Source organism: Pedobacter sp. AC464 (genome assembly GCF_979253075.1).
The window spans coordinates 1,749,426-1,775,341 of sequence record NZ_CEEDBV010000002.1 but is presented as its reverse complement, the minus strand read 5'-3'; the positions used below and the strand labels follow the sequence as shown (position 1 = coordinate 1,775,341).

The 25,916-nt window shown below is 39.4% G+C and carries 32 protein-coding genes; 28 read left to right on the top strand and 4 right to left on the bottom strand.

Features of this window, described 5'->3' with window-relative positions; all coding sequences use genetic code 11:
* Positions 1-158 precede the first annotated feature (158 nt).
* Together AC0IWT_RS18730 and AC0IWT_RS18725 are read left to right on the top strand one after the other, a co-directional pair.
* Positions 159-734, top strand: a complete 576-nt coding sequence (locus AC0IWT_RS18730) for a pentapeptide repeat-containing protein (RefSeq protein ID WP_056872027.1) — start codon at positions 159-161, stop codon at positions 732-734.
* Positions 735-767: 33 nt separating this feature from the next.
* Positions 768-1,142: an iron chaperone gene (locus AC0IWT_RS18725; RefSeq protein ID WP_471798330.1), complete on the top strand. Its 375-nt coding sequence runs from the start codon at positions 768-770 to the stop codon at positions 1,140-1,142.
* On the opposite strand, the gene AC0IWT_RS18720 is transcribed toward AC0IWT_RS18725, so the two are convergent.
* On the bottom strand, positions 1,139-1,711 hold the full coding sequence (locus AC0IWT_RS18720) for a hypothetical protein (RefSeq protein WP_471798329.1): 573 nt from the start codon (positions 1,709-1,711) through the stop codon (positions 1,139-1,141). The two genes, AC0IWT_RS18725 and AC0IWT_RS18720, sit on opposite strands and share 4 nt — an antisense overlap.
* A gap of 272 nt (positions 1,712-1,983) precedes the next feature.
* Between AC0IWT_RS18720 and AC0IWT_RS18715 the strand changes: the two genes are divergently transcribed.
* Positions 1,984-4,275: a Tex family protein gene (locus tag AC0IWT_RS18715; RefSeq protein WP_471798328.1), complete on the top strand. Its 2,292-nt coding sequence runs from the start codon at positions 1,984-1,986 to the stop codon at positions 4,273-4,275.
* A gap of 68 nt (positions 4,276-4,343) precedes the next feature.
* Here the strand turns inward: AC0IWT_RS18715 and AC0IWT_RS18710 are convergent, their stop codons facing one another.
* On the bottom strand, positions 4,344-5,423 hold the full coding sequence (locus AC0IWT_RS18710) for a mechanosensitive ion channel family protein (protein ID WP_471798327.1): 1,080 nt from the start codon (positions 5,421-5,423) through the stop codon (positions 4,344-4,346).
* A 165-nt stretch (positions 5,424-5,588) separates the two neighbouring features.
* On the opposite strand from AC0IWT_RS18710, the gene AC0IWT_RS18705 reads away from it, so the two are divergent.
* From AC0IWT_RS18705 to AC0IWT_RS18640, 14 genes are all read left to right on the top strand, one after another.
* Positions 5,589-6,086, top strand: a complete 498-nt coding sequence (locus AC0IWT_RS18705; protein WP_471798506.1) for an ORF6N domain-containing protein — start codon at positions 5,589-5,591, stop codon at positions 6,084-6,086.
* Positions 6,087-6,545: 459 nt separating this feature from the next.
* Positions 6,546-6,989, top strand: coding sequence for a 50S ribosomal protein L13 (gene rplM, locus AC0IWT_RS18700; RefSeq protein WP_010602007.1), 444 nt, complete (start codon positions 6,546-6,548; stop codon positions 6,987-6,989).
* 3 nt (positions 6,990-6,992) lie between these two features.
* Positions 6,993-7,379 (top strand): 30S ribosomal protein S9, encoded by a 387-nt coding sequence (gene rpsI, locus AC0IWT_RS18695; RefSeq protein ID WP_055913282.1) that lies wholly within the window; start codon positions 6,993-6,995, stop codon positions 7,377-7,379.
* A gap of 18 nt (positions 7,380-7,397) precedes the next feature.
* Entirely contained in the window at positions 7,398-8,258 is an 861-nt protein-coding gene (gene rpsB, locus AC0IWT_RS18690; protein WP_056872031.1) for a 30S ribosomal protein S2, read from the top strand.
* 103 nt (positions 8,259-8,361) lie between these two features.
* The gene (gene tsf / locus AC0IWT_RS18685; RefSeq protein WP_471798326.1) at positions 8,362-9,207 is read left to right on the top strand and encodes a translation elongation factor Ts; all 846 of its coding nucleotides are present in this window, start codon (positions 8,362-8,364) and stop codon (positions 9,205-9,207) included.
* A 105-nt stretch (positions 9,208-9,312) separates the two neighbouring features.
* Positions 9,313-10,407, top strand: a complete 1,095-nt coding sequence (nagA, locus tag AC0IWT_RS18680; RefSeq protein ID WP_471798325.1) for an N-acetylglucosamine-6-phosphate deacetylase — start codon at positions 9,313-9,315, stop codon at positions 10,405-10,407.
* Positions 10,408-10,470: 63 nt separating this feature from the next.
* Complete coding sequence (gene pyrH / locus AC0IWT_RS18675) at positions 10,471-11,175, top strand: UMP kinase (RefSeq protein WP_056872034.1); 705 nt, start codon at positions 10,471-10,473, stop codon at positions 11,173-11,175.
* A gap of 40 nt (positions 11,176-11,215) precedes the next feature.
* Positions 11,216-11,779, top strand: a complete 564-nt coding sequence (frr, locus tag AC0IWT_RS18670; RefSeq protein ID WP_056872035.1) for a ribosome recycling factor — start codon at positions 11,216-11,218, stop codon at positions 11,777-11,779.
* Between the two features lie 417 nt (positions 11,780-12,196).
* On the top strand, positions 12,197-12,610 hold the full coding sequence (locus AC0IWT_RS18665; protein ID WP_471798324.1) for a recombination protein NinG: 414 nt from the start codon (positions 12,197-12,199) through the stop codon (positions 12,608-12,610).
* Between the two features lie 350 nt (positions 12,611-12,960).
* Positions 12,961-13,434: a hypothetical protein gene (locus AC0IWT_RS18660; RefSeq protein WP_471798323.1), complete on the top strand. Its 474-nt coding sequence runs from the start codon at positions 12,961-12,963 to the stop codon at positions 13,432-13,434.
* Positions 13,418-14,785: a terminase large subunit domain-containing protein gene (locus AC0IWT_RS18655; RefSeq protein WP_471798322.1), complete on the top strand. Its 1,368-nt coding sequence runs from the start codon at positions 13,418-13,420 to the stop codon at positions 14,783-14,785. The genes AC0IWT_RS18660 and AC0IWT_RS18655 overlap by 17 nt, the downstream gene beginning before the upstream one ends.
* 1 nt (position 14,786) lies before the next feature.
* A complete protein-coding gene (locus tag AC0IWT_RS18650) occupies positions 14,787-16,160 on the top strand; it encodes a phage portal protein (RefSeq protein WP_471798321.1) in 1,374 nt (457 codons plus the stop codon).
* 2 nt (positions 16,161-16,162) lie between these two features.
* Entirely contained in the window at positions 16,163-17,548 is a 1,386-nt protein-coding gene (locus tag AC0IWT_RS18645; RefSeq protein ID WP_471798320.1) for a phage minor head protein, read from the top strand.
* A 50-nt stretch (positions 17,549-17,598) separates the two neighbouring features.
* Entirely contained in the window at positions 17,599-17,823 is a 225-nt protein-coding gene (locus tag AC0IWT_RS18640) for a hypothetical protein (protein ID WP_471798319.1), read from the top strand.
* Here the strand turns inward: AC0IWT_RS18640 and AC0IWT_RS18635 are convergent.
* Both AC0IWT_RS18635 and AC0IWT_RS18630 read right to left on the bottom strand, forming a co-directional pair.
* Positions 17,820-18,038, bottom strand: a complete 219-nt coding sequence (locus AC0IWT_RS18635; protein WP_471798318.1) for a hypothetical protein — start codon at positions 18,036-18,038, stop codon at positions 17,820-17,822. The genes AC0IWT_RS18640 and AC0IWT_RS18635 overlap by 4 nt on opposite strands.
* A gap of 3 nt (positions 18,039-18,041) precedes the next feature.
* On the bottom strand, positions 18,042-18,941 hold the full coding sequence (locus AC0IWT_RS18630; protein ID WP_471798317.1) for a hypothetical protein: 900 nt from the start codon (positions 18,939-18,941) through the stop codon (positions 18,042-18,044).
* Between the two features lie 1,055 nt (positions 18,942-19,996).
* On the opposite strand from AC0IWT_RS18630, the gene AC0IWT_RS18625 reads away from it, so the two are divergent.
* The 11 genes from AC0IWT_RS18625 (at position 19,997) to AC0IWT_RS18575 (ending at position 25,883) form a co-directional block, all read left to right on the top strand.
* Positions 19,997-20,206, top strand: coding sequence for a hypothetical protein (locus tag AC0IWT_RS18625; RefSeq protein ID WP_471798316.1), 210 nt, complete (start codon positions 19,997-19,999; stop codon positions 20,204-20,206).
* A gap of 765 nt (positions 20,207-20,971) precedes the next feature.
* Positions 20,972-21,640 carry an HK97 family phage prohead protease gene (locus AC0IWT_RS18620; protein WP_471798315.1) on the top strand — a complete coding sequence of 223 codons (669 nt, stop codon included), beginning with the start codon at positions 20,972-20,974 and terminating at the stop codon, positions 21,638-21,640.
* 5 nt (positions 21,641-21,645) lie between these two features.
* Positions 21,646-22,977 (top strand): phage major capsid family protein, encoded by a 1,332-nt coding sequence (locus AC0IWT_RS18615; protein ID WP_471798314.1) that lies wholly within the window; start codon positions 21,646-21,648, stop codon positions 22,975-22,977.
* Positions 22,978-23,017: 40 nt separating this feature from the next.
* Positions 23,018-23,212, top strand: coding sequence for a hypothetical protein (locus AC0IWT_RS18610; RefSeq protein WP_471798313.1), 195 nt, complete (start codon positions 23,018-23,020; stop codon positions 23,210-23,212).
* A gap of 55 nt (positions 23,213-23,267) precedes the next feature.
* Positions 23,268-23,486 carry a hypothetical protein gene (locus AC0IWT_RS18605; protein ID WP_471798312.1) on the top strand — a complete coding sequence of 73 codons (219 nt, stop codon included), beginning with the start codon at positions 23,268-23,270 and terminating at the stop codon, positions 23,484-23,486.
* Positions 23,486-23,944: a head-tail connector protein gene (locus AC0IWT_RS18600; protein ID WP_471798311.1), complete on the top strand. Its 459-nt coding sequence runs from the start codon at positions 23,486-23,488 to the stop codon at positions 23,942-23,944. Before AC0IWT_RS18605 ends, AC0IWT_RS18600 begins: the two co-directional genes overlap by 1 nt.
* Positions 23,941-24,267, top strand: a complete 327-nt coding sequence (locus AC0IWT_RS18595) for a head-tail adaptor protein (protein ID WP_471798310.1) — start codon at positions 23,941-23,943, stop codon at positions 24,265-24,267. Before AC0IWT_RS18600 ends, AC0IWT_RS18595 begins: the two co-directional genes overlap by 4 nt.
* Positions 24,257-24,676 (top strand): HK97-gp10 family putative phage morphogenesis protein, encoded by a 420-nt coding sequence (locus tag AC0IWT_RS18590; protein WP_471798309.1) that lies wholly within the window; start codon positions 24,257-24,259, stop codon positions 24,674-24,676. The genes AC0IWT_RS18595 and AC0IWT_RS18590 overlap by 11 nt, the downstream gene beginning before the upstream one ends.
* On the top strand, positions 24,673-25,092 hold the full coding sequence (locus AC0IWT_RS18585; protein ID WP_471798308.1) for a hypothetical protein: 420 nt from the start codon (positions 24,673-24,675) through the stop codon (positions 25,090-25,092). Before AC0IWT_RS18590 ends, AC0IWT_RS18585 begins: the two co-directional genes overlap by 4 nt.
* 6 nt (positions 25,093-25,098) lie before the next feature.
* Positions 25,099-25,560 carry a phage tail protein gene (locus AC0IWT_RS18580; RefSeq protein WP_471798307.1) on the top strand — a complete coding sequence of 154 codons (462 nt, stop codon included), beginning with the start codon at positions 25,099-25,101 and terminating at the stop codon, positions 25,558-25,560.
* On the top strand, positions 25,560-25,883 hold the full coding sequence (locus tag AC0IWT_RS18575) for a hypothetical protein (protein WP_471798306.1): 324 nt from the start codon (positions 25,560-25,562) through the stop codon (positions 25,881-25,883). Before AC0IWT_RS18580 ends, AC0IWT_RS18575 begins: the two co-directional genes overlap by 1 nt.
* Positions 25,884-25,916 lie beyond the last annotated feature (33 nt).

Below are 25,916 nucleotides of genomic sequence, written 5' to 3'. Positions count from 1 at the left end.
CAGCAGCCCCGCCATCCATTAATCCGATGAAAAATCGGAATCATTCCTGTCGGGTTTATTTTACCAAAACCCGTGTAAAAAACCCGGTTCACTTCCTGCTCAAACCTTAAAAACCGAACGATATTTTTTAACTTCGCTACAACAAAAAACCACATTACATGTCCGAGAATTATATAGCCGAGCAAACATTCAGCAAAGAAGATTTTTCTTTGCGAGCCTTACCAAAAGCTGAATACGAAAATTGCAAATTCATTAACTGCAACTTCTCCAACTCCGATTTAAGCGGCGTTAAATTCCTCGATTGTGAGTTTATCTCTTGTAATTTAAGTTTAGCAAGCTTAACCAAAACCTCACTTAACGATATCACTTTCAGTGATTGTAAAATGCTTGGCCTCCATTTCGAAAACTGCAACGATTTCGGTTTGGCATTCAGTTTTAATAACTGCAAATTAGACCATTCCTCTTTCTACAAACTGAAACTAAAGAACACGACTTTCAAAAACACCCAGCTTCATGAAGTCGATTTTTCAGAATGCGATCTATCTAATTCCATATTCGAAAACTGCGATTTGCTTCGCACAACATTTGACAGAACAAATCTCGAAAAAGCCGATTTTAAAACAGCTTACAGTTTTTCTATAGATCCCGACAATAATCGTATTAAAAAGGCAAGGTTTTCTGTCTCGGGTTTAGCAGGTCTATTACACAAATACGATATCCTAATTAGCGAATAAATTGTGTTTTTTTTGCAATTCCAAACTTAGATTATGGAAAAATCAGAACCAAAAACCATCGATGAATACATTGCCTCATTTCCGCTAAAAACGCGGGAAATTCTACAACAAGTTCGAGAGACTATTCAAAAAGCCGTACCGGATGCAAAAGAACTTATAAGCTATAAAATGCCTGCATTTAAACAACGCAGTGTGTTGGTCTATTTTGCAGCTTATAAAAATCATATTGGCTTTTACCCGACAGGCTCTGGCATTGAAGCTTTTAAGCATGAATTCGGAGATTATAAATGGAGCAAAGGAGCTGTTCAGTTTCCAATAGATAAACCCATGCCTTTAGATTTAATTACAAGAATTACGAAGTTTAAAGCAGAAAGAGATTTGGAGAAAGTGGCGAAGAAGACGTCCTAAGTTATCCAAACTTCTTCTTTCTTATCAAAGACCCAAATTCCTTTAATTTTCTTCGCATAAATATAAGTACCCATTCCCCAACCTCTTCCTATGCCAACCATTTTGCTTTGTTCAAAATAGTATTTGGCAAGATTTCCTTCTTTATTAAAAATTACCCGGCTAAAAGTTAAATTTCCATTGTAATTAGAATCTAATTCTGCAACGTTTTTAGATGCTTTTATAATTTCGAATCCAACCATATCTTTAGAATTTTTAAAGGCTTTAAATCGGAAAGGCACAGTCTTTTTAATGGATTTCCCTGCCGTATCACTATGTGCAAATCTAAATTCACGCATGGATAAAAGTGAGTCTGTTACCGTGTATTTCCTGGTTCTTTTTGCCTTTTTTAGTGGAAGATGATGTATTTCAGCGTGCATATTTTTAAAGTCATTTTCCGACACCCAGCAAATTCCATTTGCAAAAGTGTTAAGTATTACCTGAACTTCTACATTAACATTCTCTTTTTTCTCAGACGCTTTATTTGTACACCCGAGACAAAATGCCAGCAGAATAACGATTACATTTTTCATCTTATAAATATGATGCGATTATTTTACTTTTCCATAACTTCTATCTCTCCATCATGTAACCAAAAAATAGTAGCAATATCCAAATTACCTAAACGGGATTGAAGCGGTATATGCCGATTTTTCATCTGGATTTAGCCTAAAGCCCGGTTAAAACAATGCTTGTTCTTTTCCTTTTTTTATAATTTTACTCACAAATTTCGGTGGAAAACTTCCCTTTAAAAAACCTTAAATACCGCGAATCCTGATTAGCTTTGCCCCTTTAATTTTAAACTATGCACACTCATCATAAAATAATCGCCGCCGAATTAAAGGTTGCGGAAAAACAAATATCAGCCACTATTAATCTGTTAGATGAGGGCGCAACTGTGCCCTTTATTTCCCGGTACCGGAAAGAACTAACCGGGAGTTTAGATGAGGTTCAGGTTGCGACAATTCGCGACAGAGTTCTGCAATTACGCGAGCTTGACAAGCGCCGGGAAGCGATTTTAAAATCAATGACTGAGCTTGGAAAGTTAACGCCAGAGCTTGAAAAACAGATAAACGAAGCTGAAACTATCTCGCTTTTAGAAGATATTTATTTGCCTTATAAGCCCAAACGCAAAACACGGGCTTCGATGGCGAAGGAAAAAGGTTTGGAGCCCCTGGCTTTGGAAATCTTTAAACAACAAAACTTTGATTTAAATGCTGCTGCAGAGAAATTTATTGATACAGAAAAAGGGGTCAACTCGCTGGAAGAGGCCTTGGCCGGCGCACGCGATATCATCGCAGAAATGATTGCGGAAAACACTGAGGCACGAACAAAAATGCGTTTGTATTTTCAGGAAAAAGCGGTATTTAAATCGGAAGTAATTAAAGGCAAAGAAGAAGAAGGCATTAAGTACAAAGATTATTTCGACTGGCATGAACCGGTAAAAACGGCTGCCTCTCACCGTGTGCTAGCCATGCGCCGGGGTGAGAAGGAATTAATTTTACGTTTAGATGCCTTGCCTCCTGCAGAGGATGCGTTGGCAATTTTGGAAAATCAATTTGTTACCGGAAACAACGCAGCAGCAAAACAAGTGCATCAGGCGCTGGAAGACGGGTATAAACGTTTGCTCGAACCAGCAATGGAAACTGAGCTTCGCGTGATTACAAAGCAAAAAGCAGATGAGGAAGCCATTCGGGTTTTTGCAGAAAATGCCCGCCAGCTGTTGTTAGCCGCTCCAATGGGACAGAGAAACGTTTTAGCGATTGACCCCGGTTTTAGAACAGGCTGTAAAGTGGTTTGTTTGGATGAGCAAGGTCAGCTATTGGAAAATACAGCCATTTATCCACATACCGGACAGGGGAACGTAAGAAACGCGGAAGCAACCATTCGCCAGCTTTGCGAAAAGCATAGTATCGAAGCCATTGCTATTGGCAACGGAACTGCCGGAAGAGAAACTGAATCTTTTATTCGGGCTTTAAATTTGCCAGATATTACCATCGTAATGGTTAATGAAAGTGGTGCATCAATATATTCGGCTTCAGAAGTTGCCCGCGAGGAATTTCCAACACAGGATATCACAGTTCGTGGAGCAGTTTCTATCGGCCGAAGGTTAATGGATCCCTTAGCGGAACTGGTGAAAATAGACCCAAAATCCATCGGGGTTGGTCAGTACCAGCACGATGTTGACCAAAACAAATTGCAAGCAAGCTTGGATGACACCGTGATAAGTGCTGTAAATGCTGTGGGCGTTGAGCTAAATACTGCTTCTAAACAGATTCTAGCCTACGTATCTGGTTTAGGGCCAAGCCTTGCGCAAAACATTGTAGATTACAGAAACGCCAACGGTGCGTTCAAAAACCGCGAAAGTTTAAAAAAAGTACCTCGGTTAGGCGGTAAAGCTTACGAACAAGCCGCAGGTTTCTTACGTATCCGCAATGCGGAAAACCCCTTAGATACAAGCGGCGTTCACCCGGAGCGTTATGCGGTAGTAGATAAAATGGCGAAAGATTTGGGCACAACGGTATCTGCATTAATAAAAGATAGCCAACTCCAAAAACAGATTAAACCACAACAATATGTAACCGGCGAACTTGGTTTACCAACGCTTACCGATATTTTAAAAGAGTTGGCCAAACCTGGTCGCGACCCGCGTGAGCAGTTTGAAGCCTTTAGTTTTACTGACGGTGTAAATGAAATCGGCGATTTAAAAATTGGGATGAAACTGCCAGGAATTGTAACAAATATTACCAATTTTGGGGCTTTTGTAGATATTGGCGTTCATCAGGATGGTTTAGTGCACACAAGCCAGTTAGCCAATCGTTTCGTTGCAAATCCGAACGATATTGTAAAAGTGCACCAGAAAGTTCAGGTTACGGTTATGGAAATTGATGTGCCCCGCAAAAGAATTTCACTTTCAATGAAAACTGAAGAAGGCGCTAAGCAAAATAACCAGAGCCGAAAGCCATTTGCAGAAAACACAAAACAAGATTTCAAGTCGGGTAATCAGAAGCAAAACTTTAAGCCCCGTAACGAGCCAAAAGATGCTGATGGCGATTTGCAGGAAAAATTAGCGCAGCTGAAAGGCATGTTTAAATAGCTTTGTAAATTTGTCAATCTGGGCCTGTAGAATAACTAAGCAATCTTCAACAGGCTCAGCCTGACGGTTTATAACTCCTCAGGCTTATCCTTAAACTCTAGTCTTTTCTTTGGCAAACTTTCAGGGTAATTAGCTTGAATAAATGAAATCATCGCTTCTCGGATGTTGCACCTCAAATCAAACGCTCTTGATGAATTTGCAGCACTCATTAGAAAACGCACCTCTATCGAGCCATCTTTGGTACTATCCGTAACCTGAACTACATTTACACGCTTATCCCATAGTGGGTTTGAGGTTAAAAGCCTTGTCATTTCCTGACGTAGTGGCTCAATCGGAACCGTGTAATCGAGATAAAGAAAAACAGTTCCCAACAAATCTGCTGAAACTCTGGTCCAGTTTTGAAAAGGCTTTTCAATGAAATAAGTTATCGGCAAAATCAACCGGCGCTGGTCCCAAATGCTTACCACAACATAAGTTAAGGTAATTTCTTCTACTTTTCCCCATTCACCTTCTACTACTAAAACATCATCAATCCTGATGGGTTGCGTAAAGGCAATTTGAAAACCAGCCAACAAATTACCGAGCGACTTCTGCGCAGCGAAACCGATGATAATGCCACCTATACCTACCCCGGTGAGCAACCCTGCTCCTATTTTACGCATACTTTCGAAACTTAACAAAATGATGGCTGCCGTGATGAGTATGATTAAAGACACAATAAACTTTCGCACAAATTGAAGTTGCGTTCTTATTTTTCGCTCTTTTAGATTGTCTTCTTTGTTTAAGTCGTACTTTAAGTAAAAATAATCTTCAAGTACATTAATCAATCTTATCAAGATAAGGGCAAATGTTACCGTTAGCGCAATTTCAAGTGCTTTATCTAACGGCAACCTGATAACCGCCGGCATCACCATTAAATTCAACGAAAAGTTAAGAAACAGTAAAGGAATAAAGACTGCAACTGGCCGCCTTAAATGTTTCATTGTAGATTTGATGATGATAAAATCCCACCAGCGAGAGAGTAATATAAAGGTTTTGTGGATGATGAATTTGACCAACATTCCAAGTAATACAGCCAATATTCCAATAATTAAATTCTTAAAAAACAAAGGAATTGGATAACCGAAAAAATGGTCTAAATACTGCATAAAGAAATCTGTTGGTTAAGGGAATATGTAAATAACAACAGGTAAAGTTTATTGTTTGAAGTTGCAACTTGCGACTTCAATCAAATCTGTTTTTAGTATCTTTAAATTAAATCCAAATAATGATATGGCAGCTGAACAAACGCTCTTTATCATCCCTGAAAATATATAGTAAATAAAATTTATGAAATTCGAGGTCATAAGGTAATGTTAGACCGCGATTTGGCTGAGCTTTATGGCGTTGAAACTAGGACTTTAAATCAAGCAATCAAAAGAAATATCGAACGATTTCCTGAAGACTTTATGTTTCAATTAACGAAAGAAGAATGGAGTTATTTGATATCACAAATTGTGACATCAAAGAAAAGTAGGGGTGGTACAAGAAAACTTCCTTTTGCTTTTACTGAACATGGTGTATTGATGCTTTCTAGTGTTCTAAACAGTCAGCAGGCTATTCAAGTTAATATTCAAATAGTTAGAATCTTTACAAGATTAAGGCAATGGTTGACTGAAAATGGAGAAATGAAATATGAGATTGAAGACATCAAAAGAAAATTAAACAATCAGGATAAAAATATAGAGCTGGTTTTTAGTTATCTTGATAAATTGATGGAAAAGAAAATTGAACCGAGAAAAAGAATTGGTTTTAAGCCAGATGATTTGTAGCTTGATTACGTGAGTTCAGTAAAATATTTGCATCGATACATTATATTTACTTTAAGTCATTAAAATCAGTTCTCATTAATCTTCATACCACAAAACAATTGCAAGAGCGTTTATCCTCTTTCTCATAGGCCTTGCCATTTCGCTTGGTGCATTCATATGTATTTACATTTCGACTGTCCTTGATAAAAGTAAGATTGGAAATATTAACGCTCAAATTACGGTCGAAAAAAAGGCTATAGAAAGTCTATCACGCTGAGGCACGAAGCATCTGCAGCCGATGAAACAGATGCCTCAAACAATCTTCCAATAAGATTGCCACATCGCTGCGCTCTCTGCAATGACGATAAACAATCAAACTTTTTTACCACCAACTATTTGATAATAAAACTTTTCTATCTATCTTTGCAGTCCCAAATTTAATGGGAATAAATAATTGTTTAATAAATTAAATACAAGCAAGTGAATACGTTAAGTTACAAAACTGTCTCTGCCAATGCGAAAACTGTTAACAAACAGTGGATTGTTGTTGATGCACAAGGCGAGATTTTGGGGCGCTTGTCATCGAAGATCGCTATGATCATCCGTGGTAAAAACAAGCCTGAGTACACCCCACACGTAGACTGCGGAGATAATGTGATTGTTATCAATGCAGACAAGGTTAAATTGACAGGAAACAAATTCAGCGAAAAGCAATATGTTTCTTATACTGGTTATCCAGGTGGTCAGCGTTTTATCTCTCCAAAAGAGTTAATGGCGAAACACCCTCAACGTGTAATCGAGAAAGCGGTACGTGGTATGTTACCGAAAACTAAATTGGGTAAAAAACTTTACACCAATCTTTTTGTGTATGCTGGTGAAACTCATCCACATGCAGCTCAATCTCCAAAAACCATTAAACTTTAAGAAATGTCAGTTACTAACACTTCAGGAAGAAGAAAAACAGCTGTTGCACGCATCTACTTAAAAGATGGTGCTGGCGCAATTACCGTTAACGGTAAAGATCACAAAGTTTATTTCCCAACTTTACCTTTGCAATATATCGTGAACCAAAGTTTAGAGGTTTCTGAGCTTACAGGCCGTTACGATATTACTGTTAACGTACAAGGTGGTGGAGTAAAAGGACAAGCAGAAGCTGTTCGTTTAGCTATTGCTAAAGCGATTGTTGAACTAGATGCGGAGAAAAAACCTGCATTACGTGCTAAAGGCCTAATGACGCGTGATATGCGTATGGTTGAGCGTAAAAAACCAGGACGTGCTAAAGCTCGTAAGAAATTCCAATTCAGTAAACGTTAATCACAGGAGGCAAGAACAATGGCAAGAACAACTTATCAAGACTTATTGGATGCAGGTGTACACTTTGGTCACCTTACCCGTAAATGGAATCCAAAAATGGCTCCTTACATTTTCATGGAGCGTAATGGAATTCACATTATAGATTTAAATAAAACTTTAACTAAAACTGAAGAAGCTGCGGCTGCGATTAAACAAATCGTAAAATCAGGACGTAAAGTATTATTTGTTTCAACAAAAAAACAAGCAAAAGGAATCGTAGCTGAGCAAGCTAAAAAAGTAAACATGCCTTTCGTAACCGAGCGTTGGTTAGGTGGTATGTTAACTAACTTTGCTACAGTTCGTAAGTCAATCAAAAAGATGGTTACCATCGATAAAATGACTAAAGACGGTACTTATGCTATTTTATCTAAAAAAGAGCGTTTGATGATTCAGCGTGAGCGTATTAAATTAGAATCACTTTTAGGTGGTATTGCTGATTTAAACCGTTTACCTGCAGCTTTATTCTTAATTGATGTTAAGAAAGAGCATATTGCAGTAACTGAAGCGTTAAAATTAAACATCCCAACTTTTGCGATGGTTGATACGAACTCTGACCCTTCTAACATCGATTTCCCGATTCCGGCGAATGATGATGCTACAAAATCAATTTCTTTAATTACTGATGTAATTATCAAAGCAATTGAAGAAGGTTTGGAAGAACGCAAACGCGAAAAAGATGACGAAGCGGAAAAAGAAGCAGTAGCAGCGAAAGTTGCGGCTGATGCACCTGAAGTTAAAGAACCTAGAGCAGCTGGCGAAAAAAGACCAACTACAAAAAAGGTAACTGCAGAGGCAGAAGTTGAAGCGCCTTCATCAGAAGAAACTAAAACAGAAGAATAATCAATTCGGTTGTGGGTTACAGGTTATGTGTTACGGGATTTCTTGCAACATGTAACTTATAACCCATAATTTTTTTATTTAAAAACTTTAAAAAGGAAATAAAATGTCTACAGTACAAATTACTGCCGCAGATGTAAATAAATTACGCCAACAAACTGGCGCTGGTATGATGGATTGCAAAAAAGCTTTAGTAGAAGCTAATGGCGATTTCGAAGCTGCTGTTGATTTATTGCGCAAAAAAGGTCAGAAAGTTTCTGCCGCTCGTTCGGGTAATGCAACATCTGAAGGTTTGGTATCAATCAATGTTTCAGCAGATGGCACAAACGGTAAATTAGTTGCTTTAGCTTGCGAAACTGAACCAGTTTCTAAAGTTGAGGATTTCCGTAATTTAGCTCAGGCAGTTTTGGCTGCAGCAGTTGCAAACAACCCTGCTAACACTGAAGAATTATTAGCGATTACTTTAGAAGATGGCCGTACGGTTGCGGAAACCATCACTGAATTAACCGGTAAAATCGGAGAAAAAATCGTTATTCAGGAGTACGCAAATATTTCTGGCGAAAAAATCGTTTCTTACATTCACTCTAACGGCAAAATGGGCGTTTTAGTAGTGTTTGAAGGTGCTAATGGTGCAGATATTACAGAAGCGGGAAAAGATGTTGCAATGCAAATTGCTGCAATGAACCCAATTGCTGTTGATAAAGATGGTGTTGATCCTGCTACTATCGAGCGTGAAATCGAAATTGCTAAAGATGTAATTCGTGCTGAAGGTAAACCAGAAGAAATGGTTGAAAAAATCGCTGCTGGTAAGCTAAATAAATTTTACAAAGACAGTACTTTATTAAACCAGGAGTTTGTTAAAGATGGTTCTGTAGATGTACGTAAATTTTTAGATAACACATCTAAAGGTTTAACAGTTTCTGCTTTCAAACGTGTACAATTAGGTGCATAAGCACTCGTAAATGATAATGAAATCCCGATGAGAATCGGGATTTTTTTTTGCTTGAATTTTTTAGACAATTGTTTAAACCATAATTTAGCTTAAGCGTAAATAAATATGATAACAATTAAAAATATAAATCTTTTTGCAAACGATATTCTTGCTGAAAATCAAAACATCGAAATAAATGGCGGTTTAATTGCCTCCATTACAGCAGGCGATGCAAATTCGCATCAGGAGAAATTTATGGTTCCCGGATTTATAGATTTGCAAATATATGGTTCGGGCGGCCGCCTGTTTTCAGCAGAACCTTCCGTTGAATCTTTAAAGATAATGGAAGATGATCTACTTAAGAAAGGAACAACAGGTTTTCTTGCCTGTATGGCAACCAACACACCCGCGGTTTTCAACGAATGCATTAAAGCAGCAAAAGAATACCGTTCATCAGCAAGAAACTTTTTAGGCTTGCATTTAGAAGGTCCGTTTCTTAATCCAAAGCGGCTTGGGGCACACGTTCCTGCATATGTGAGGCAGGCATCTCTTGAAGAAATTAAAGCGTTGCTGGATTTTGGTGATGGCGTAATTAAAATGATTACCATTGCCCCGGAATGCCAGGATGAAAAAGTTATCCAGCACTTATTGGATAATGACGTATTGGTTTCTCTAGGCCACAGTAATGCTACCTTTGAAGAGGCAACCAGTGCATATAACCGCGGAATACAAACCACAACGCATCTTTTTAATGCAATGAGTCCTATCCACCACCGCGAGCCCGGAATACCTACAGCTGTTTTTAACCACGACAAAGCAATGGCAAGCATCATTGCCGATGGCCAGCACGTAGATTATGAAGTTGTAAAGTTTGCGAAGAAGCTCCTTAAGGAAAGACTATTTTTAATTACGGATGCGGTGACTGCATGCAGCATGGGGCCTTACCAGCATATTCAAAACGGCGACAAGTTTGTAATGCCCGATGGTACGCTTTCAGGTTCATCGCTCACCATGTTGCAGGCTGTTAAAAATTGCGTAGCACACTGTGGTATTAATTTGCCGGAGGCTATAAAGATGGCAACAGTTTATCCTGCTAAGTTGATTAAAAAAGACAATCAAATCGGAAAAGTTGCAGCAGGTTATCAGGCCAACTTGCTCGTTCTGGATAAGGATCTGAAATTAGAAAAGGTGATTTTCAATGGCGAAACGCTATCAATCTAAATAATTACATCATTTGTTAAAAAGCATAGCGGGTATTAAAAAATTGTTGATATTTTTGAGGTCATGAAATACAAACGCATCCTACTAAAGCTCAGCGGCGAATCGCTAATGGGCGATAAACAATACGGTATTGATAATGAACGTGTTAAACAATATGCTGAAGACATTAAAGCAGTACACGACAAAGGTTTAGAAATCGCAATCGTTATTGGCGGAGGAAATATTTTCAGAGGCCTGAGTGCCGAGAAAAGTGGGATGGACAGAGCACAGGCAGATTATATGGGTATGTTGGCCACGGTAATCAATTCTATGGCTTTACAAGATGCCCTTGAAAAAGTTGGTATAAAAACCCGTTTGTTAACGGCAATAAAGATGGAACAGATTTGCGAACCTTTCATTCGCAGAAGAGCTGTAAGGCACTTGGAAAAAGGCCGTGTGGTTATATTTGGAGCTGGAACGGGGAATCCGTATTTCACAACAGATTCTGCAGCTGCACTTAGGGCGATTGAGATTAAGGCTGATGCAGTGCTTAAAGGAACCCGTGTTGATGGCATTTACACCGCCGACCCGGAGAAAGATCCGCTGGCGACTAAGTATGAGGAAATCTCTTTTAAAGAGGTTTACGCGAAAGGTTTGAACGTAATGGACATGACCGCATTTACTTTATGCGAAGAAAACCAGGTTCCAATTATTGTGTTTGATATGAATAAACACGGCAACTTTATGAAAATTGCCAACGGCGAAGCTATTGGTACATTAGTAAAATAGTATTTAAAAATTTATTATTTTTGTAGAAATACACACAATTATGAATGACCTAATACAATTGCAATTAATGGATGCTCAATCTGCGATGGACAGAGCTATCGATCATTGTGAAGCTGAATTAACCAAAATCAGGGCTGGAAAAGCATCTGCAGGAATGCTTGATGGCATTTTTGTTGATTATTATGGCGCCGCTACAGCCCTTTCGCAAGTAGCAAGTATCAACACACCCGATGCACGAACAATTGTAATTCAGCCTTGGGAAAAATCTCTTTTAACAGTTATTGAAAAAGCGATTCAGGTTGCTAATATTGGTATCAATCCCCAGAATGACGGAATTGTTATTCGCCTGGTTGTACCGCCTTTAACTGAAGAGAGAAGAAGAGACCTGGTTAAAAAAGTAAAAGAAGAAGCAGAGCGTGGCCGGATTACTGTTCGGAATATACGTAAAGATGCCAATACCAAAATTCAAAAGCTAAAAGGTGAAGGCGTTTCTGATGATGAAATTAAAACCGGCGAAGCTGAAGTACAGAAATTAACTGATGCATATATTATTAAGGTTGATAAGCACGCTGAAGCCAAAGAAAAAGACGTTATGACTGTTTAATATCTGATAAACATAAATTTTTGAGGAGCAAATTAATTTGCTCCTTTTTTTTTAGCATTTTTAGAAATCCTGTTAAAAAGAAAAAGAGCAACCCATCCGGGATTGCAATAAATTAGCTTTATTTAATCCTAAAGGCTATATTTGGAAACGGTGTATATTTAGTGTAAACATAAGTGCCAAAAGACATCTTCAATATTCTTTTTGACAGCTCGACCGGGCTTCACATCAAAATGAATTTATATGATTATCTCAACGGCGGATATTTGGTAGGACTCGAGAAACGAAACCCGTTTTTAAAAGTCGTTGATACCATCTTAACCGAAACCGAAGCGGATGAAAAAATAAAAATTCTTAACCAATCCGACATGTAACTTTTAATACTTATTTTAGTACATTTGTATTGATATAAGTATTTAAATGACAGCTTCAGCGATTCAAAAGTATAAAAACAAATCGGTTCCGCAATTAATCCAAATAGCGGTTAAGCACTTTAATGCCTATATCAGAAACCGAGATTGTAAAAATGGTTATGCCAGGTGTATCTCCTGCCCTGCCATTATCTCAATAACCAATTGCCACGCGAGCCACTACAGAGCCTCGACATATTCGGCAACCCGTTTCGATGATAGAAACGTACACGCATCATGCGTTCGATGCAACACTCACCTACATGGAAACCTTATTGACTACCGGATAAACCTGGTTAGTAAGATTGGTCTCGAATCCGTAGAAGAGATTGAGCGCAAATCAAAACTCCCATTCAAGTGGGATAGATTCTATCTAATCGACATCATCGAAACTTACAAAGCAAAACTTAAAGAACCAGCATAATGATAACTATACATTGGCATTTAATCATTTACATGATAGTGATGATATTGATTTTGAGAGGCATGTTCCGAGACGCTGAAGGCACGGATATGACTCCTGTTTTCTCGTTTCTATTTGGGGTAATAATAACCGCTATTTACGGCGGCATATTCTGGTGGTGATGACAAAGCTTCAAATATTAAACTACCTGATCCAGTTTTTCGGTATCAGGATTTATAGACAGGTAGAGAGCGGCAAAACGATAGCCTACGGTATTTTATATTTTATAGTTCCGCTCACCGGATGGATAAACCCATTTTGGCCGATCGGAAAACGGGTCAAGTCGCGAAGACTATACAAATTAAAATAAAATGGGAGCGCCAAAGAAGAACAAGAATGCACTGGGCAACAAAGGAGGTAGACCAACTGACTATAAGGACGAGTATGCAGAACAAGCATATAAACTTTGTTTGTTAGGGGCAACTGATGCTGAAATGGCTGATTTCTTTGATGTAGTTGAGAGCACAATTAATCTTTGGAAGAAAGACGTAATTGAGTTTTCGGAGTCCATAAAAAAGGGGAAAGCTATTGCTGATGGAAATGTCGCTGATCGTTTATATCAGAGAGCCATGGGGTTCGAACACCCTGATGAGGAGATTAAAGTTGTATCAATGGGTGCTGGCATGGGTTCATCGATTGAACGAGTGCCAGTTACCAAGATTTACCCACCCGATACAACAGCTGCAATATTCTGGCTGAAAAACAGGCAATCGAAAAAATGGCGAGAAAAAAGTGAGGTTGAAACAGTGCAAAGGATTTCGTTCATAGATGACCTCGACGATTAAGCTATCTGAAATACTTGATTTAACTGAAAAACAGAAGTTATGTCTCTCCTACTTACGGGATAAAGAAACCACGGAAGTATTGTACGGTGGTGGTGCCGGAGGTGGTAAATCTTTCCTTGGTTGTAGTTGGATAACTATCAATTGCTTAAAATTCCCCGGCACTAGATGGCTAATAGGAAGGGCTAAATTGAAAGCCCTAGAAGAAACTACCCTCAATACGTTCTTTGAAGTTGCAAAGCTATTCAGGCTGATTGCTGATGTGGATTATAAATATAACGCGCAAAAAAACAGGATTGTGTTCTCTAATGGTAGCGAGATATATCTAAAGGATTTATTTCAATACCCTTCAGATAAAAACTTTGATAGCCTGGGCTCATTAGAGATTACTGGGGCTTTCATTGATGAGTGCAATCAAATTGTTTTAAAAGCCTGGGAGATTGTAAAGTCACGGATAAGGTTTAAGCTTGATGAATTTGGATTGACGCCGAAAATACTGGGTAGTTGTAACCCTGCAAAAAATTGGGTGTACAGCACCTTCTATGTTCCCAATAGAGATTCCAAGCTACCCAAAGCATTAAAGTTTATCAAAGCACTCGTAACTGACAATAAGCACATAAGTCGGCATTATATTGACAATCTTAAATCTTTGAAAGATAAAAATGCAAAGGAACGTCTTCTACATGGCAATTGGGAGTATGATGATAGCCCTAATGCATTAGTAAATTATGATTGCATCATCAATTCGTTCACCAACACATTCGTCAAAGAGGGTAAAAAATATATAACAGCGGACATTGCAAGATTCGGCAGTGATAAAACGGTTGTAGGGGTCTGGTCCGGATGGAGGTTAATTAAAATAGTAACGCTCGACAAAAATAAGGTCACTGAAGCTGCTGAATTAATTAAAAAACTTGCAGAAGAATATTCAGTGCCTTTATCGGATATCATAGTGGATGATGATGGAGTCGGCGGAGGTGTTACGGATATTTTAGGCTGCAATGGCTTTGTCAATAATAGTACGCCTGTTGAAGTGGAAAAAGAGACTGAAGATGGTGAAAAGAAAGAAATAAACAAGGAGAACTATTCAAATCTCAAGTCTCAATGTAGTTACAAACTAGCAGAAAAAATCAACTCTAACGGCCTCTATATAATATGTGAGGACACAGACATGAAAGACAAAATAGTTGAAGAGATTGGTGAAATTAAACAGAAAGACATGGATAAAGATGGCAAAAAGGCCATCATCCCCAAAGAGGTAGTAAAGGAAAATATCGGCAGATCGCCGGATTATTCAGACATGATAATGATGCGTGTCTGGTTTGACATTAGAAAAGTATTTAAATTTTGGTAGGATGGATTTTGTGAAGAGGATTAAGAGCGCATTTAATGTGCTAACAGGTGGTATTTCAGTTCTGCATGGCAGCTTTATGAATAACACGATTTATGGGCAATTTGAAAACATGCAGCAATACATTAGCGATGCTCATCAGAAAAATGCTGATGTATACAGCATCGTTACTTTTATCGCCTCCAAGGTTTCGATGGCCCCCGTTATGTTGTACGAAATAACCAATGATAAGGAATTCAGAAAATACAAAGCGCTGACTACAAACCCAACAAAAGAGAGCCTGCAAGTAGCGGAAACCATCAAAAAGAAGGCTTTAAAAGAGTATGAAGGGGAGCATAAACTCTTAACGATGCTGAATGTACAGGCTAACGAGGAGATGAGTGCGTCAGAGTTCAAGTATGCCTGCGCGGTTTACAGGCTTCTTACAGGCAACACTTTTATTTACGGTTTTGCCCCTGAATCAGAACCAACAAGGTTCGTCGAACTTCACGTTTTGCCTTCACAATATACTCATCCAATTGCAGGCGGACAGTACCAAGCAGTAAAAGGATATCGCCTCGATTATGATTTCGATAATATGTTACCGAGAGAGAATGTGGCACACTATCGTTATTTCAATCCTGCATTCACAGTGAACAACCCTCATATCGTAGGACAGTCGCCGCTTATGGCCGCATCGAATGTTGTTTTGAGAAGCAATTCTGGTTATGAAGCATCAACTAAGGCATTTCAAAACGGTGGTTTAACTGGTGTTCTTTATGAAGACGGAGGTGCAAGCCTTTCAGACCCACAGCGCGAGGCACTCCAGAACCACATTGATAAAAAAATGACCGGACCAGGCAACTTTAAGCAGATAATCGCTGCTTCCTCAAAGCTTGGTTGGTTGCAGATTGGCTCTTCTCCTGTTGACTTGGGAATTCTGGAAAGCATCGTTGCTGACTTAAGAACTTTATGTAATGTCTTTCATGTAAATTCTGCCCTTTTCAATGACCCGGAGAATAAGACGTATAACAACATGATTGAAGCCAGAAAGGCCGCCATCACCGACGCAGTTTTGCCAGAGCTTACCGCTTTGCGTGACACTCTTAATCAGTGGTTGTTACCTGGATGGATAAAGGCGGACAATAAAAAATACTTTCTGGATTTCGACACAAGTGTTTATTCTGAACTTCAGGATGACATGAAGGCATTAGCCGAGTGGTTGGAAAAGGCCTGGTGGATTGACCCTAACGAGAAACGCGCACAAATGAACTATGACGCGAAGGGAAAGGAATTTGACGAATGCTACATACCGGCTGGAATCGTGCCACTATCGCAAAGCAATCCATTAGATTTTGAAAAAGCATTTGACCGTGTTGGTGATATAGACTATAAATAATCATGCTTAGACAGATTGACCTTCTGGCAACTAGGCATGAGAACAAAGGAGCCAGAATCTTTTATGCTGCGCTAAAATCTCAATTTAAAACGGCGGCTAATTTCATTGAGAACGGCGGAAATATAGCAGGTTTGGTTATGTATCCGGCGCCCTTGAGGAGTGCTATGCAAAGCTTTGCTATCAATGTGCAATTGGATAGTGCAAAGCTTCAGTACCTCGATTTACGCAAGCATAATCCTGTTAAAGCCGGCATCGGAACAGAGATATCCACAGATTGGTTGAGGAAAATTCAGCAATGGGTATTGCTCAACACTGGAGACCATATCACCAAAATAAACGACACCACTCTCGACAGAATCAGAACTATAGTTGCTGCCGGCACCGCCGATGGTTTAGCACCTCGACAAATCGCAGCTCTAATCAGAAAAGAGGCTGGCGAGCCGTTTACCGTTTATCGCTCAACCGTCATTGCCAGAACTGAAGCAACACGCTCCGCATCGCACGGACATAAACTCGGCGCTGAAGCATGGGAGAAAGAAACGGGTCAAGAAACCTATAAGCAATGGAGCGCTACCAATGACAGCCGGACCCGCGACGCGCACCGTGCGATGATTGAATCGCTCATCATTCCAAAAGGTGATTTGTTTGTAGTTGGAGGTGCCAGAATGGATGCACCTGGTGACCCTGCAGGAGGCGCTAAGAATTGCGTGAACTGCAGGTGTAGGATTTACTACATGAGCAAGCGTTTAGCGATACGATTGATGGCTCAACAAGGCCGCACGGTTGAGAAACCTAACGACCCTCGAATTCCAATCAATATCAAGGATTACGAAAAGGATACTGGAGTTACCATCGATAAAACAATCTTCACATCGATGACCGAAATAGTGCCACTGACAAGAAGGCGAGATGTAGGTAGTCATTATAACACTCTCACTAAAGTAATTAATTTACAACCAGGCTCACGAGAGAAAGCTAGTAAATGGCAAGCCGAATCAGTAGTGTATCATGAATACGGCCACGCAATCGACTGGCAGAAAGGAATGCGTAAGGATGGTATTGTGCAGGAACTTATGAATAAGCATCGTAAAATACTGTCGAAAAACGGCGGATATCAAAGATTAGATGAGCAATTCAGAATTGATGCCTCTGCAACTCGCAATGCAGATGAAATTGAACGGATATCGGCTTTTTCAGACACATTAATGGCTCTGAATCCTCGCTATGGTTTCGGGCACACTAAAAAGTATTACGGCCTTGAAGGTAAAAAAGAGGCGGAGTTTATTGCCCACGCATTCGAGAACAAATTTATAGGCAACGCATATTTCAAACAAATTGCACCAGAGTTGTATGATGATATGATTGCCTATATTGAAAAGTATTTATAATGTATTGATAATCAGTAAAATTAATTAGATTTACTAAAATTAATTAAGTTATGATCAGAACAGGGATAATTCGCTCATACAACAAAGTTGCAAAGGTCGGTATCATTGAAGATGGCAATAACCAAAGGATTAAATTTCATGCTAAATTGACTGACTTAACCTATCAAAGGGGTGATATTGTTCATTTCGAGATTTACCTCTCCACGAACGGGCTGCACGCCATCAACGTTTTAAATATAATTGAGAGAAATGGCGAAAAGGTACATTTGACTTAGACCAGTCTCATTCCTGTCGGTTCACCTTCCACAGATAAATCTTCAATCAGTTCAATTTTCTTGTCTTCCTTTTCTGCTTGTTCGAGCAGCTTGAACACTTTCTCTTTGCCGAACAAGGCAACTGCTGTCTCAAGGTCTTGCGCATACTCGTCACGGTCGCTTCCGCTGTAGTCACGAAAAGCTAAATGGTATTCATATAATTGTTCTCCTGTCATATATTAGTTAGTTATTTCAAATTCTGGCTGTCCCGCGACGTCAATTAACCCATCTTGTTTTCCTTTAACATGCTTACGGTCTGTGTACAAAAACATAAATGAATAACTAACCGCAATTTCACTTAACTGCGGAACCGCAAAAAAGGAAAATTCCTTATTAAATCTATCTACAACAACATTCTTTATGTCATAATTACCATCCGGGATGACCGATTTTGCATCCCCCGAGTCTATCGTTCGATAAACCATTAACCCATTGTCGGTAAACCAAAATGCTTTCTGAGATACTTCTGTTCCGTTTCTCGAAAACGTCATATCGATTTTACCTTTCATGAATTCAAGCGGCTTTGCCATCTTTGTGTTCGTTTCGTTGATACTTATAATTTCCTTATTCAAGTCGTTGATTTTCGTTTGGAGATCTTGCTGAGCGCTTACTTGTTTCTGAGCCTCGGCAATTAGTTGGCTATTCTGGTCAAGTATCTTTGACCTATTCGTATAAAATTTGGTTATCTCTTCTCGTTTGACCTCCAGTTGTTCCACTAATTCTTGATGAACGGAAATGGATACATAACCGTCTTTGGATTTTTTTAGTATCCTCGAATCACTGTCTATGGTTAAACTCGCATGATACTCATTTATTGCGTTTTTAAGCCAAGGATAAGCGAATGTGTAGACCAAGGCAGAAAGTAGGGGTAAAATCCACATGTTCCAATTATTCTGCCTGGTATTAATTAGGTCAATGAAAGACCCATATCCGTCGAGTTTGACTTCATTTTGCTTGTAAAAAAATAAAACAATCCAGATTCGCCAGTTGCAGATTAACCAGCTAATTGCAAAAGAGCCGAATAGCGGACTCGTTAACCTATCCTTGAAAGTTGAAAAGAAATCTTTTAATGTATCCATGAGAGTGAAATTTTGTACAATATACCGAATTATGTAATCGTTTTATATTTTGGACAGCAGGGCCAGTTAACTTTATGGTCTGTTGATGGTCCGTTTGTATCCTTTCTTAGGTCACATTTATAGTAATTCTTGCCATACGATTTGCAGAAGAGATGCGCGCATGTTTTGCATTTCATGCCGCCGGGTCCACTACCGTAAGCAGCAATGCAAGGGTTTATCTTGAGTGCTCCAGATCTGTTTTTGATGTTGGAAGCGTCTACCGGAAGCTCATTGCCAAATAAATCCTTACTCATAAGGCCTCCTTTTCAATGCATTTTTATAAATCTCGTTTTGCTCCTTAAAGGTTTTAAGCTCGGCTTTTAACCGAGCTAATTCATTCCATTTTATGAGGATGTATCCAAATACTTTCATCTTGATTGTTAATTAGTTATATTTACTTTATGACTGAATCAAATAAAGAGTCTCTCACGCTTGTAGGGTCAGTAATCGTAGTCAACACAATAGTCATCTATGTATTGTGTGGCCTATTGTCATTGATGCCAAAACGAAAACCAATGACCCAGGCTGAACTCGATGCTTGCAAACCATGCCAAGAGATGCTTTTTTCATCAGGCCAATATTTCTTGGCTAAATAATTTTCTTCTCTTTTAGTGATTTCGGGTCGACGCATGTTTTGCATGGCTTGACCTCTTTCTTTTCACACCCGATAAAAACGGCTGCAATTAGTAAAAAGATAAAAACGAGCGTCGAAATGATTACGGTGCGCTGGCTAACTATTGGCTTTGCACCTGGATTGCTATAGCTCATCGTACATGCTCCTTTCTGTTTTCTTTCTGCACTTAGTGCAGGTGTATTGTTGTAGGATTAGCTGCCCATGTAGAGCGTAGCCTTTTTTAACTAACCTTGATTTAACAAAGTCGTGTTTGCAGAATAACTGTTTTAGAAATTTCATTCTTTTGTGATTTAAGCCATTGGTAGTGGCTGGTTAAAATGGTTTTTTGTTTATCTTATTTTCTGGATCATTATAAATACTCTATCTTGTTAAAAAAAACGCTATGTTAAATCAAGAATTAATCAATAAAAAAAAAGCAGAATACATGGCCTCATCTGGTCAACAAGGTGTAGATTTTATCTCGTTCCCTGTTTTCCTTCTACAACAACAACATGAGAAATTGGCCGAAGTAATCAAAGAACTGTCTCATACGTCGGATGAGTTAATTACAAAAGGTGAATTAGCAGAAGTTTTAAAAAAAATCCTGCTCTAAATCAGTTCGGTAATTTAAAAAGAAGGGGGCACCAACCGCACTAATAAAAATCACTTTGCCCCTATCTTCATTAACGCTCTCACCGACATAAGCGCGAACCGTTTCCAGTGTCGCGCTTACCCCCTAGAGGACATATCCTCATCCTAGGGTCATTGCTGTCTTTCCAGCTGCCAAAGTAAAGGCTTCCCACTTTACTGAATTTCGTTACGGGGTTCTCCTGCTACAAGTTATCCTATTCCATATGCAATTCGACTGTCCCTATATTTTAAGCTTCTCAAACAGCGTCGAAGCAGCTACGTATCTAGCGCGTTATCCTTTCCGAATCGTACTCGGCCTCACTCATGATTATGGCCTCCCTTGCATACTACTTTATTCAAACCAAAGAACCCCTATCTAGGTGCGTGTTTCCTGGCTAGGATTCGAACCTAAATCTTGCGGACCAAAACCGCACGTGCTGCACATTGCACCACCAGAAATCTAATTATGATCGAAGGAAACAAAAAAGCGGTGCAAATAATTAAATCCACACCGCTCAAACCATACATCCCAAAAACCACAGAAAAGCAGTCACTCAAAATTTCCCATAGCAAATGTAAACAAATATTATTTATTTCAAAACATTTGTTTTATTATAAGTATTTTTTTTATCTTTGAATGTGCTTAAGGATTTGTGAGGTTGACTGAAGGCTTACCAATTGCAAAAAGGGGATTTAGGGATGTCGGGCGCAATTAGGTAAGCTTTTTTTGTGAGGTGGATTAGGTGAGATGGAATATAAAAGATTAACTACAGACGTTAAGGATTTAGATGAGAAGAAAGGCGTTGTCGATGCTTTTGCCAACGTTTATCACAACGAGGATTCTGACAAGGATATATCCATGCCTGGCAGCTTCACAAAAACTGTCAAAGAAAACAGAAAACGCATCCGCGTTCTGAAAGACCACAACACTACCATTTCATTAGGCGTTCCGCTAGAGATTGACCCGTTAGACCCGTACGGACTTAGGACGGTTACTCAATTTAATCTCCAGAAAGAAGTTAGTCGTGACATGTTCACTGATATCATCCTTTTAAAAGAGCATGGATTGCATGCTGAACTGTCTATTGGTTATGGCCAGACAAAACGTGACACTAAAGATTCACGCAAAATTACAGAGTACAGTTGGTTGGGCGAATACTCATTCTTATCCTCATGGGCCGCTAACGAGCTAGCCATAGTTGGCGACATCAAAACAATCAAATCGCATTACGGCGTTATGGAGCTTTTGACTAAGGCTTATAACCTACCGTATTCAGATAGCAGATTAATTCAAATAGAAAATATTTTAAAGTCACTCACAACGGAGCCGGGCCAAGACACCACTCTTGAGATTGAGCCGACCATCACAGCCTTAAAGGAGGCGAATTTATTATTAGAGCTAAAATCAATTATTTAAAAATTATGAACAAGAAATTTATTCCCGTGATGGGACCAGGTTCGGCTTCAGCTTCAAGATTCTTTAGAGCAAAACTAAACTCCGATGGCGGGGGCGGTGGTAACGGTGAGCCAACAGTGAAAGAGTTATTGGCTGGAATTGAATCGAAGCTGGCAAGCACCCTTGAGGGTAAAGCTAAAGATGCTGCACAAGCGCAATTCAAAGCTTTGGAAGATAAAATCACAGCTTTAGAAGGCAAAGATAATTCTTCAGAATTGCAGACCATAAAAGATGCAGCAACAGCGTTAAAAAATCAAGTTGACGCATTAGATGTTAAACTTCAAAAAGGCGGCAAAGGTGGTTCAGAAGATTCACCATTGATGGTTGCAGTTAAAGGGTTAGATGTTGCAAAACTAAAATCTGGAGACAGTGGCTTCCAGGAAGTAACCGTAAAGGCGGCCGCGCCGATTATGGTTGGTGGTGTCAATGCAACAAACAGCCCGTACATCGGTTCTGTCGAAGTTGTTTCTGGAATCAACAAAGCGCCAGAGGGTGACTTAAACATCCTAGCAGATGCAGATACCAGTGGAACTAATGCAGCTACAATTGTATGGATTAACAAATACAATGAGCAAGGTAATGCAGACTTCATCGGAGAGGGTGAATTAAAACCATTACGTAGCTTCTCTGTGAAGGCAGAAACCTCAAACGCGAAAAAGGTTGCGGTTCGTTTTAATGTTTCGACTGAATCTTTAGAAGACTTAGACTTCTTAGCATCGGAGATTAATTCTGACGGTATTAATGTAGTTAAACGACGCACAAACGAGGCTCTATTAAATAGTACTGGTACAGGCGCACAAGCGGATGAACCTAAAGGTGTAGTGAAATATGCTGGTGGTTACGTGTTAACTACAGTTAAAGGTGAGGACCCAGATAATTATGGAGCTCTACGCGCAGCAATTGCGCAAGTTGTTTCATTAAAATACCGTCCTAACCGCGCGTACATCAATCCGATTGATGCAGCAAACATGGACCTTAAAAAAGGTCAGAACGGCCAATATGTTTTACCGGCCTTCACAACTGCTGACGGCCGTAGAATTGGTGCTACAACAATCGTAGAAACTGATGAGATTCCGGTAGGTTATTTCTTAGTGGCCGACATGACGAAATTCAAAGTTCGTCCTTACAAAGGAATCCAGATTAAAGCCGGTTACAACGGTGAAGATTTCTCTAAAAACATGATGACAATCATCGTTGAGCAACGTTTGCATGCATATGTGAACTCAATTGACACTGGTGCATTCCTGTATGATTCATTCGCAACTGTTAAGGCAGCAATCAAATTAAATGTAGCTTAATCCTAGCCCCTTTCATTAGGGGCTTAAACAAATTCATATCATGGCTGAAGATAAAAAAGCAAAAGCAATCAAATTGCAAGACAAAGTAAATGTCGTTGCAACGGATAAACATCCGTACGCCGAAAAAGGCGAAAAATTTAGTATTCATCCGACACTGGCGGCTCAATTTCTAAAAGCGGGCTATATCGGAAAATACACTGGAGCTAGTGAGGAAACTCCAGGCGACGGCGAATAAGTAAACGGTTTTCTATAGGGGTTCGATTCCCCTATTACTTGCAAAATTTAAAGTTATGAAGTTAAGATTCACATCAGATTACCTGGATTTTAAAGAGGGTTCTGATTACGAGGTTTCTGAAATATTAGGTAACGACTTAATCGGAAAAAAGGTGGCAAAGGAAGTAACTACAAAAGGTGCAAAGGTTGACAAAGAAATTGTGCCGGCAAAAGTGAAAGAGCAAAAAAAACCAGTTGAAACCAAAGAACTAAAAACCGATATCACCACTAAGTAATGAGATTATATCCTGAACGTAAATACGAGCCGACCATCACTTTCGAATTAATCGAAGACGTGACGAGCGAGGTTTTGGACTTACAGAAGGCTAAGGACTTTTTACAGGTTGATTTCGATGATTTCGATTGGTTGATTGAATTATTGATTAAATCCTCAAGGGAAGAATGCGAGAAGTTCACTGGTTTGTCAATTGGGGTGCGCAAAATAAAAATAATAGGCGATTACGAGAACGAGTTGGCGTATATGCCATTCGCTCCAATAATCGACAAAGCAGGTGATTTGCAAACTGTAGGATATACGGCCGCTACGTGCCCAGCTGCAATAAAATTGGCGATATTAAGAATGGTTCATACACACTTTGAATTCAGGAATGACATAGACAAGTCGGGTGTGGCCATGCTTGATATCAATGCCAAAGAGATTTTAAAGCCTTTCAGGCGGAGAGTAGGAATATGAATGGCGGCAGATTAAAACAGAAAGTAATCTTCATTGATTACTCCGAGTTTCCAGATGGTGCTGGTGGCTCGATTGCCACTCCTATCGAAGTTTTAGAAACGTGGGCGGAAGTTAAGTCTGTTAAATCAGTGAAAACACTGGAAGCCTTACAGGATGGGTTAAATTCTGTATACCAGGTTAACATCAGGATGCGGAAAGGTTTTCAGCCTAAAGCAAATTACGATGTAAAATATAAAGGAATCAACCACACCATTCTAACAATTGATAGTGATGAGGTTGATTTAAAGGAATGGATTTTAACCATTACCAAACGTGAAGATTAAGGGAATGGATGCTTTGGTCAGGAAGCTCCGCACGATGCCGGGAAATATCCAGATGGATATGAAAAACGACATTCGGGATGCTGCCGATTTGATAGTTATTGATGCAGGAAATGCAGCGCCGGTTGATTTGGGATTCTTGAAAAATAGCATTAGCAATTACCCAAAAAACAAAGGCCTCAATTGGGTGATTAGAGTTGGCGCTGATTACGCTCCTTATATCGAATTTGGAACCGGTACAGAGGTAGACGTTCCGACTGAACTAAGTGATTATGCGATGCAGTTTAAAGGTGAAGGCAAGCGAGATATTAATATTCCAGCACGGCCGTTTTTTTTTCCTGCATATTTTAACCATAGAGATGAATTGATAAAAAACTTACGGGAAACCGTAAAGAAAAATTTAAATAAATGATAGAGGTTTTATTGCCCTTAAGAATTGCATACATCGGAAAGCTTACCGGATTAAATCTGAAAGCTTATGAGGAGGGTGCCATTCCTGCTGGAGCGCAAACTCCTTATGTTATTGTATCCACGCAAACTGCGACTGAAGACAGTAATAAAAGTGATTTTGGATACAAGGCTACTACCCTATTAGATATCGTTACTTCAGTTCCATTAAATCAGACTGGTAGTAGCAGAGAAGCCGATTTGATAGCTGGTCAAATCATGCTAAACATTAACAGCAAAACGGAATTCCTGATTAGTGAGGATTTCCAGAATGTAAGTTTAAAAATGGGTGATTCGCACAAGCTAACCAGTAACTCATCGACCCAAAGAATATTTAGACGGCTTATCAGGTTTGAGCATATTATAAGACAAATAAATTAAAAGGAAATGGCAACAAGAGCGTATTACGGGGGGAAGGATGTTTTCCTTTTTGTTAAAAGAAGTATTTGGCCTGGTGGCTTAACCGCTGCCGACACTGATTTCAGGATGGTAGCGTGTTTAGACACCAACTCATTCTCTTATACCAGGGAATTAAAAGAAGTTAATAACAAATGTACAAGCGGCCACCGAGATGGTATTGCCGGTAAAGGTTCTTTTGATTTCGAGGGTGGCGGTCAGGCAGTGTCCGACGGCGTAGCATCAGAAGCTGTATTTCAAGAATTACTTGAGATGTCGGTTTTAGGCGAAAAAGCACAATGGAAAATGGCAAACGTGGCCGGTACGGTATACCGAGCAGGTGAAGGCATCATCACCTCTTACAAAGAAGATGCAAATTCAGATGACCCACTGGCATTTACTATGTCGATTGCAGGTTTAGGTGTTCCGGTAACTAAAAAACCAGCACCATAATGAACGGATATACAACCCTGGAGCTAGGCGGAATTAAAAGAGGCATCAAGTTCGGAAACCGGGCCTTACTGGATTTCGGTGCTAAATACAATATCATGAGCGGCGAAGCGCTGGTATTTTCATTTGATGTGATTGGAGATTTGATTTACTTCGGATTGCTTAACAATTGCATGATTAAAAAGGAGACACCAGACTTTACCGTCGATGATGTTTTCATCTGGATTGATGATGTGCCGTTGGAAACCCTGATGGGTGTGTTCAGTACTTTCACAGACAGTTATTCGACTGGAGATAAACCCAAAGGCAAAGCAGCAAAAAACTAAAAAGCTCCCCGATTACAGAAAGACAAGTTCTAA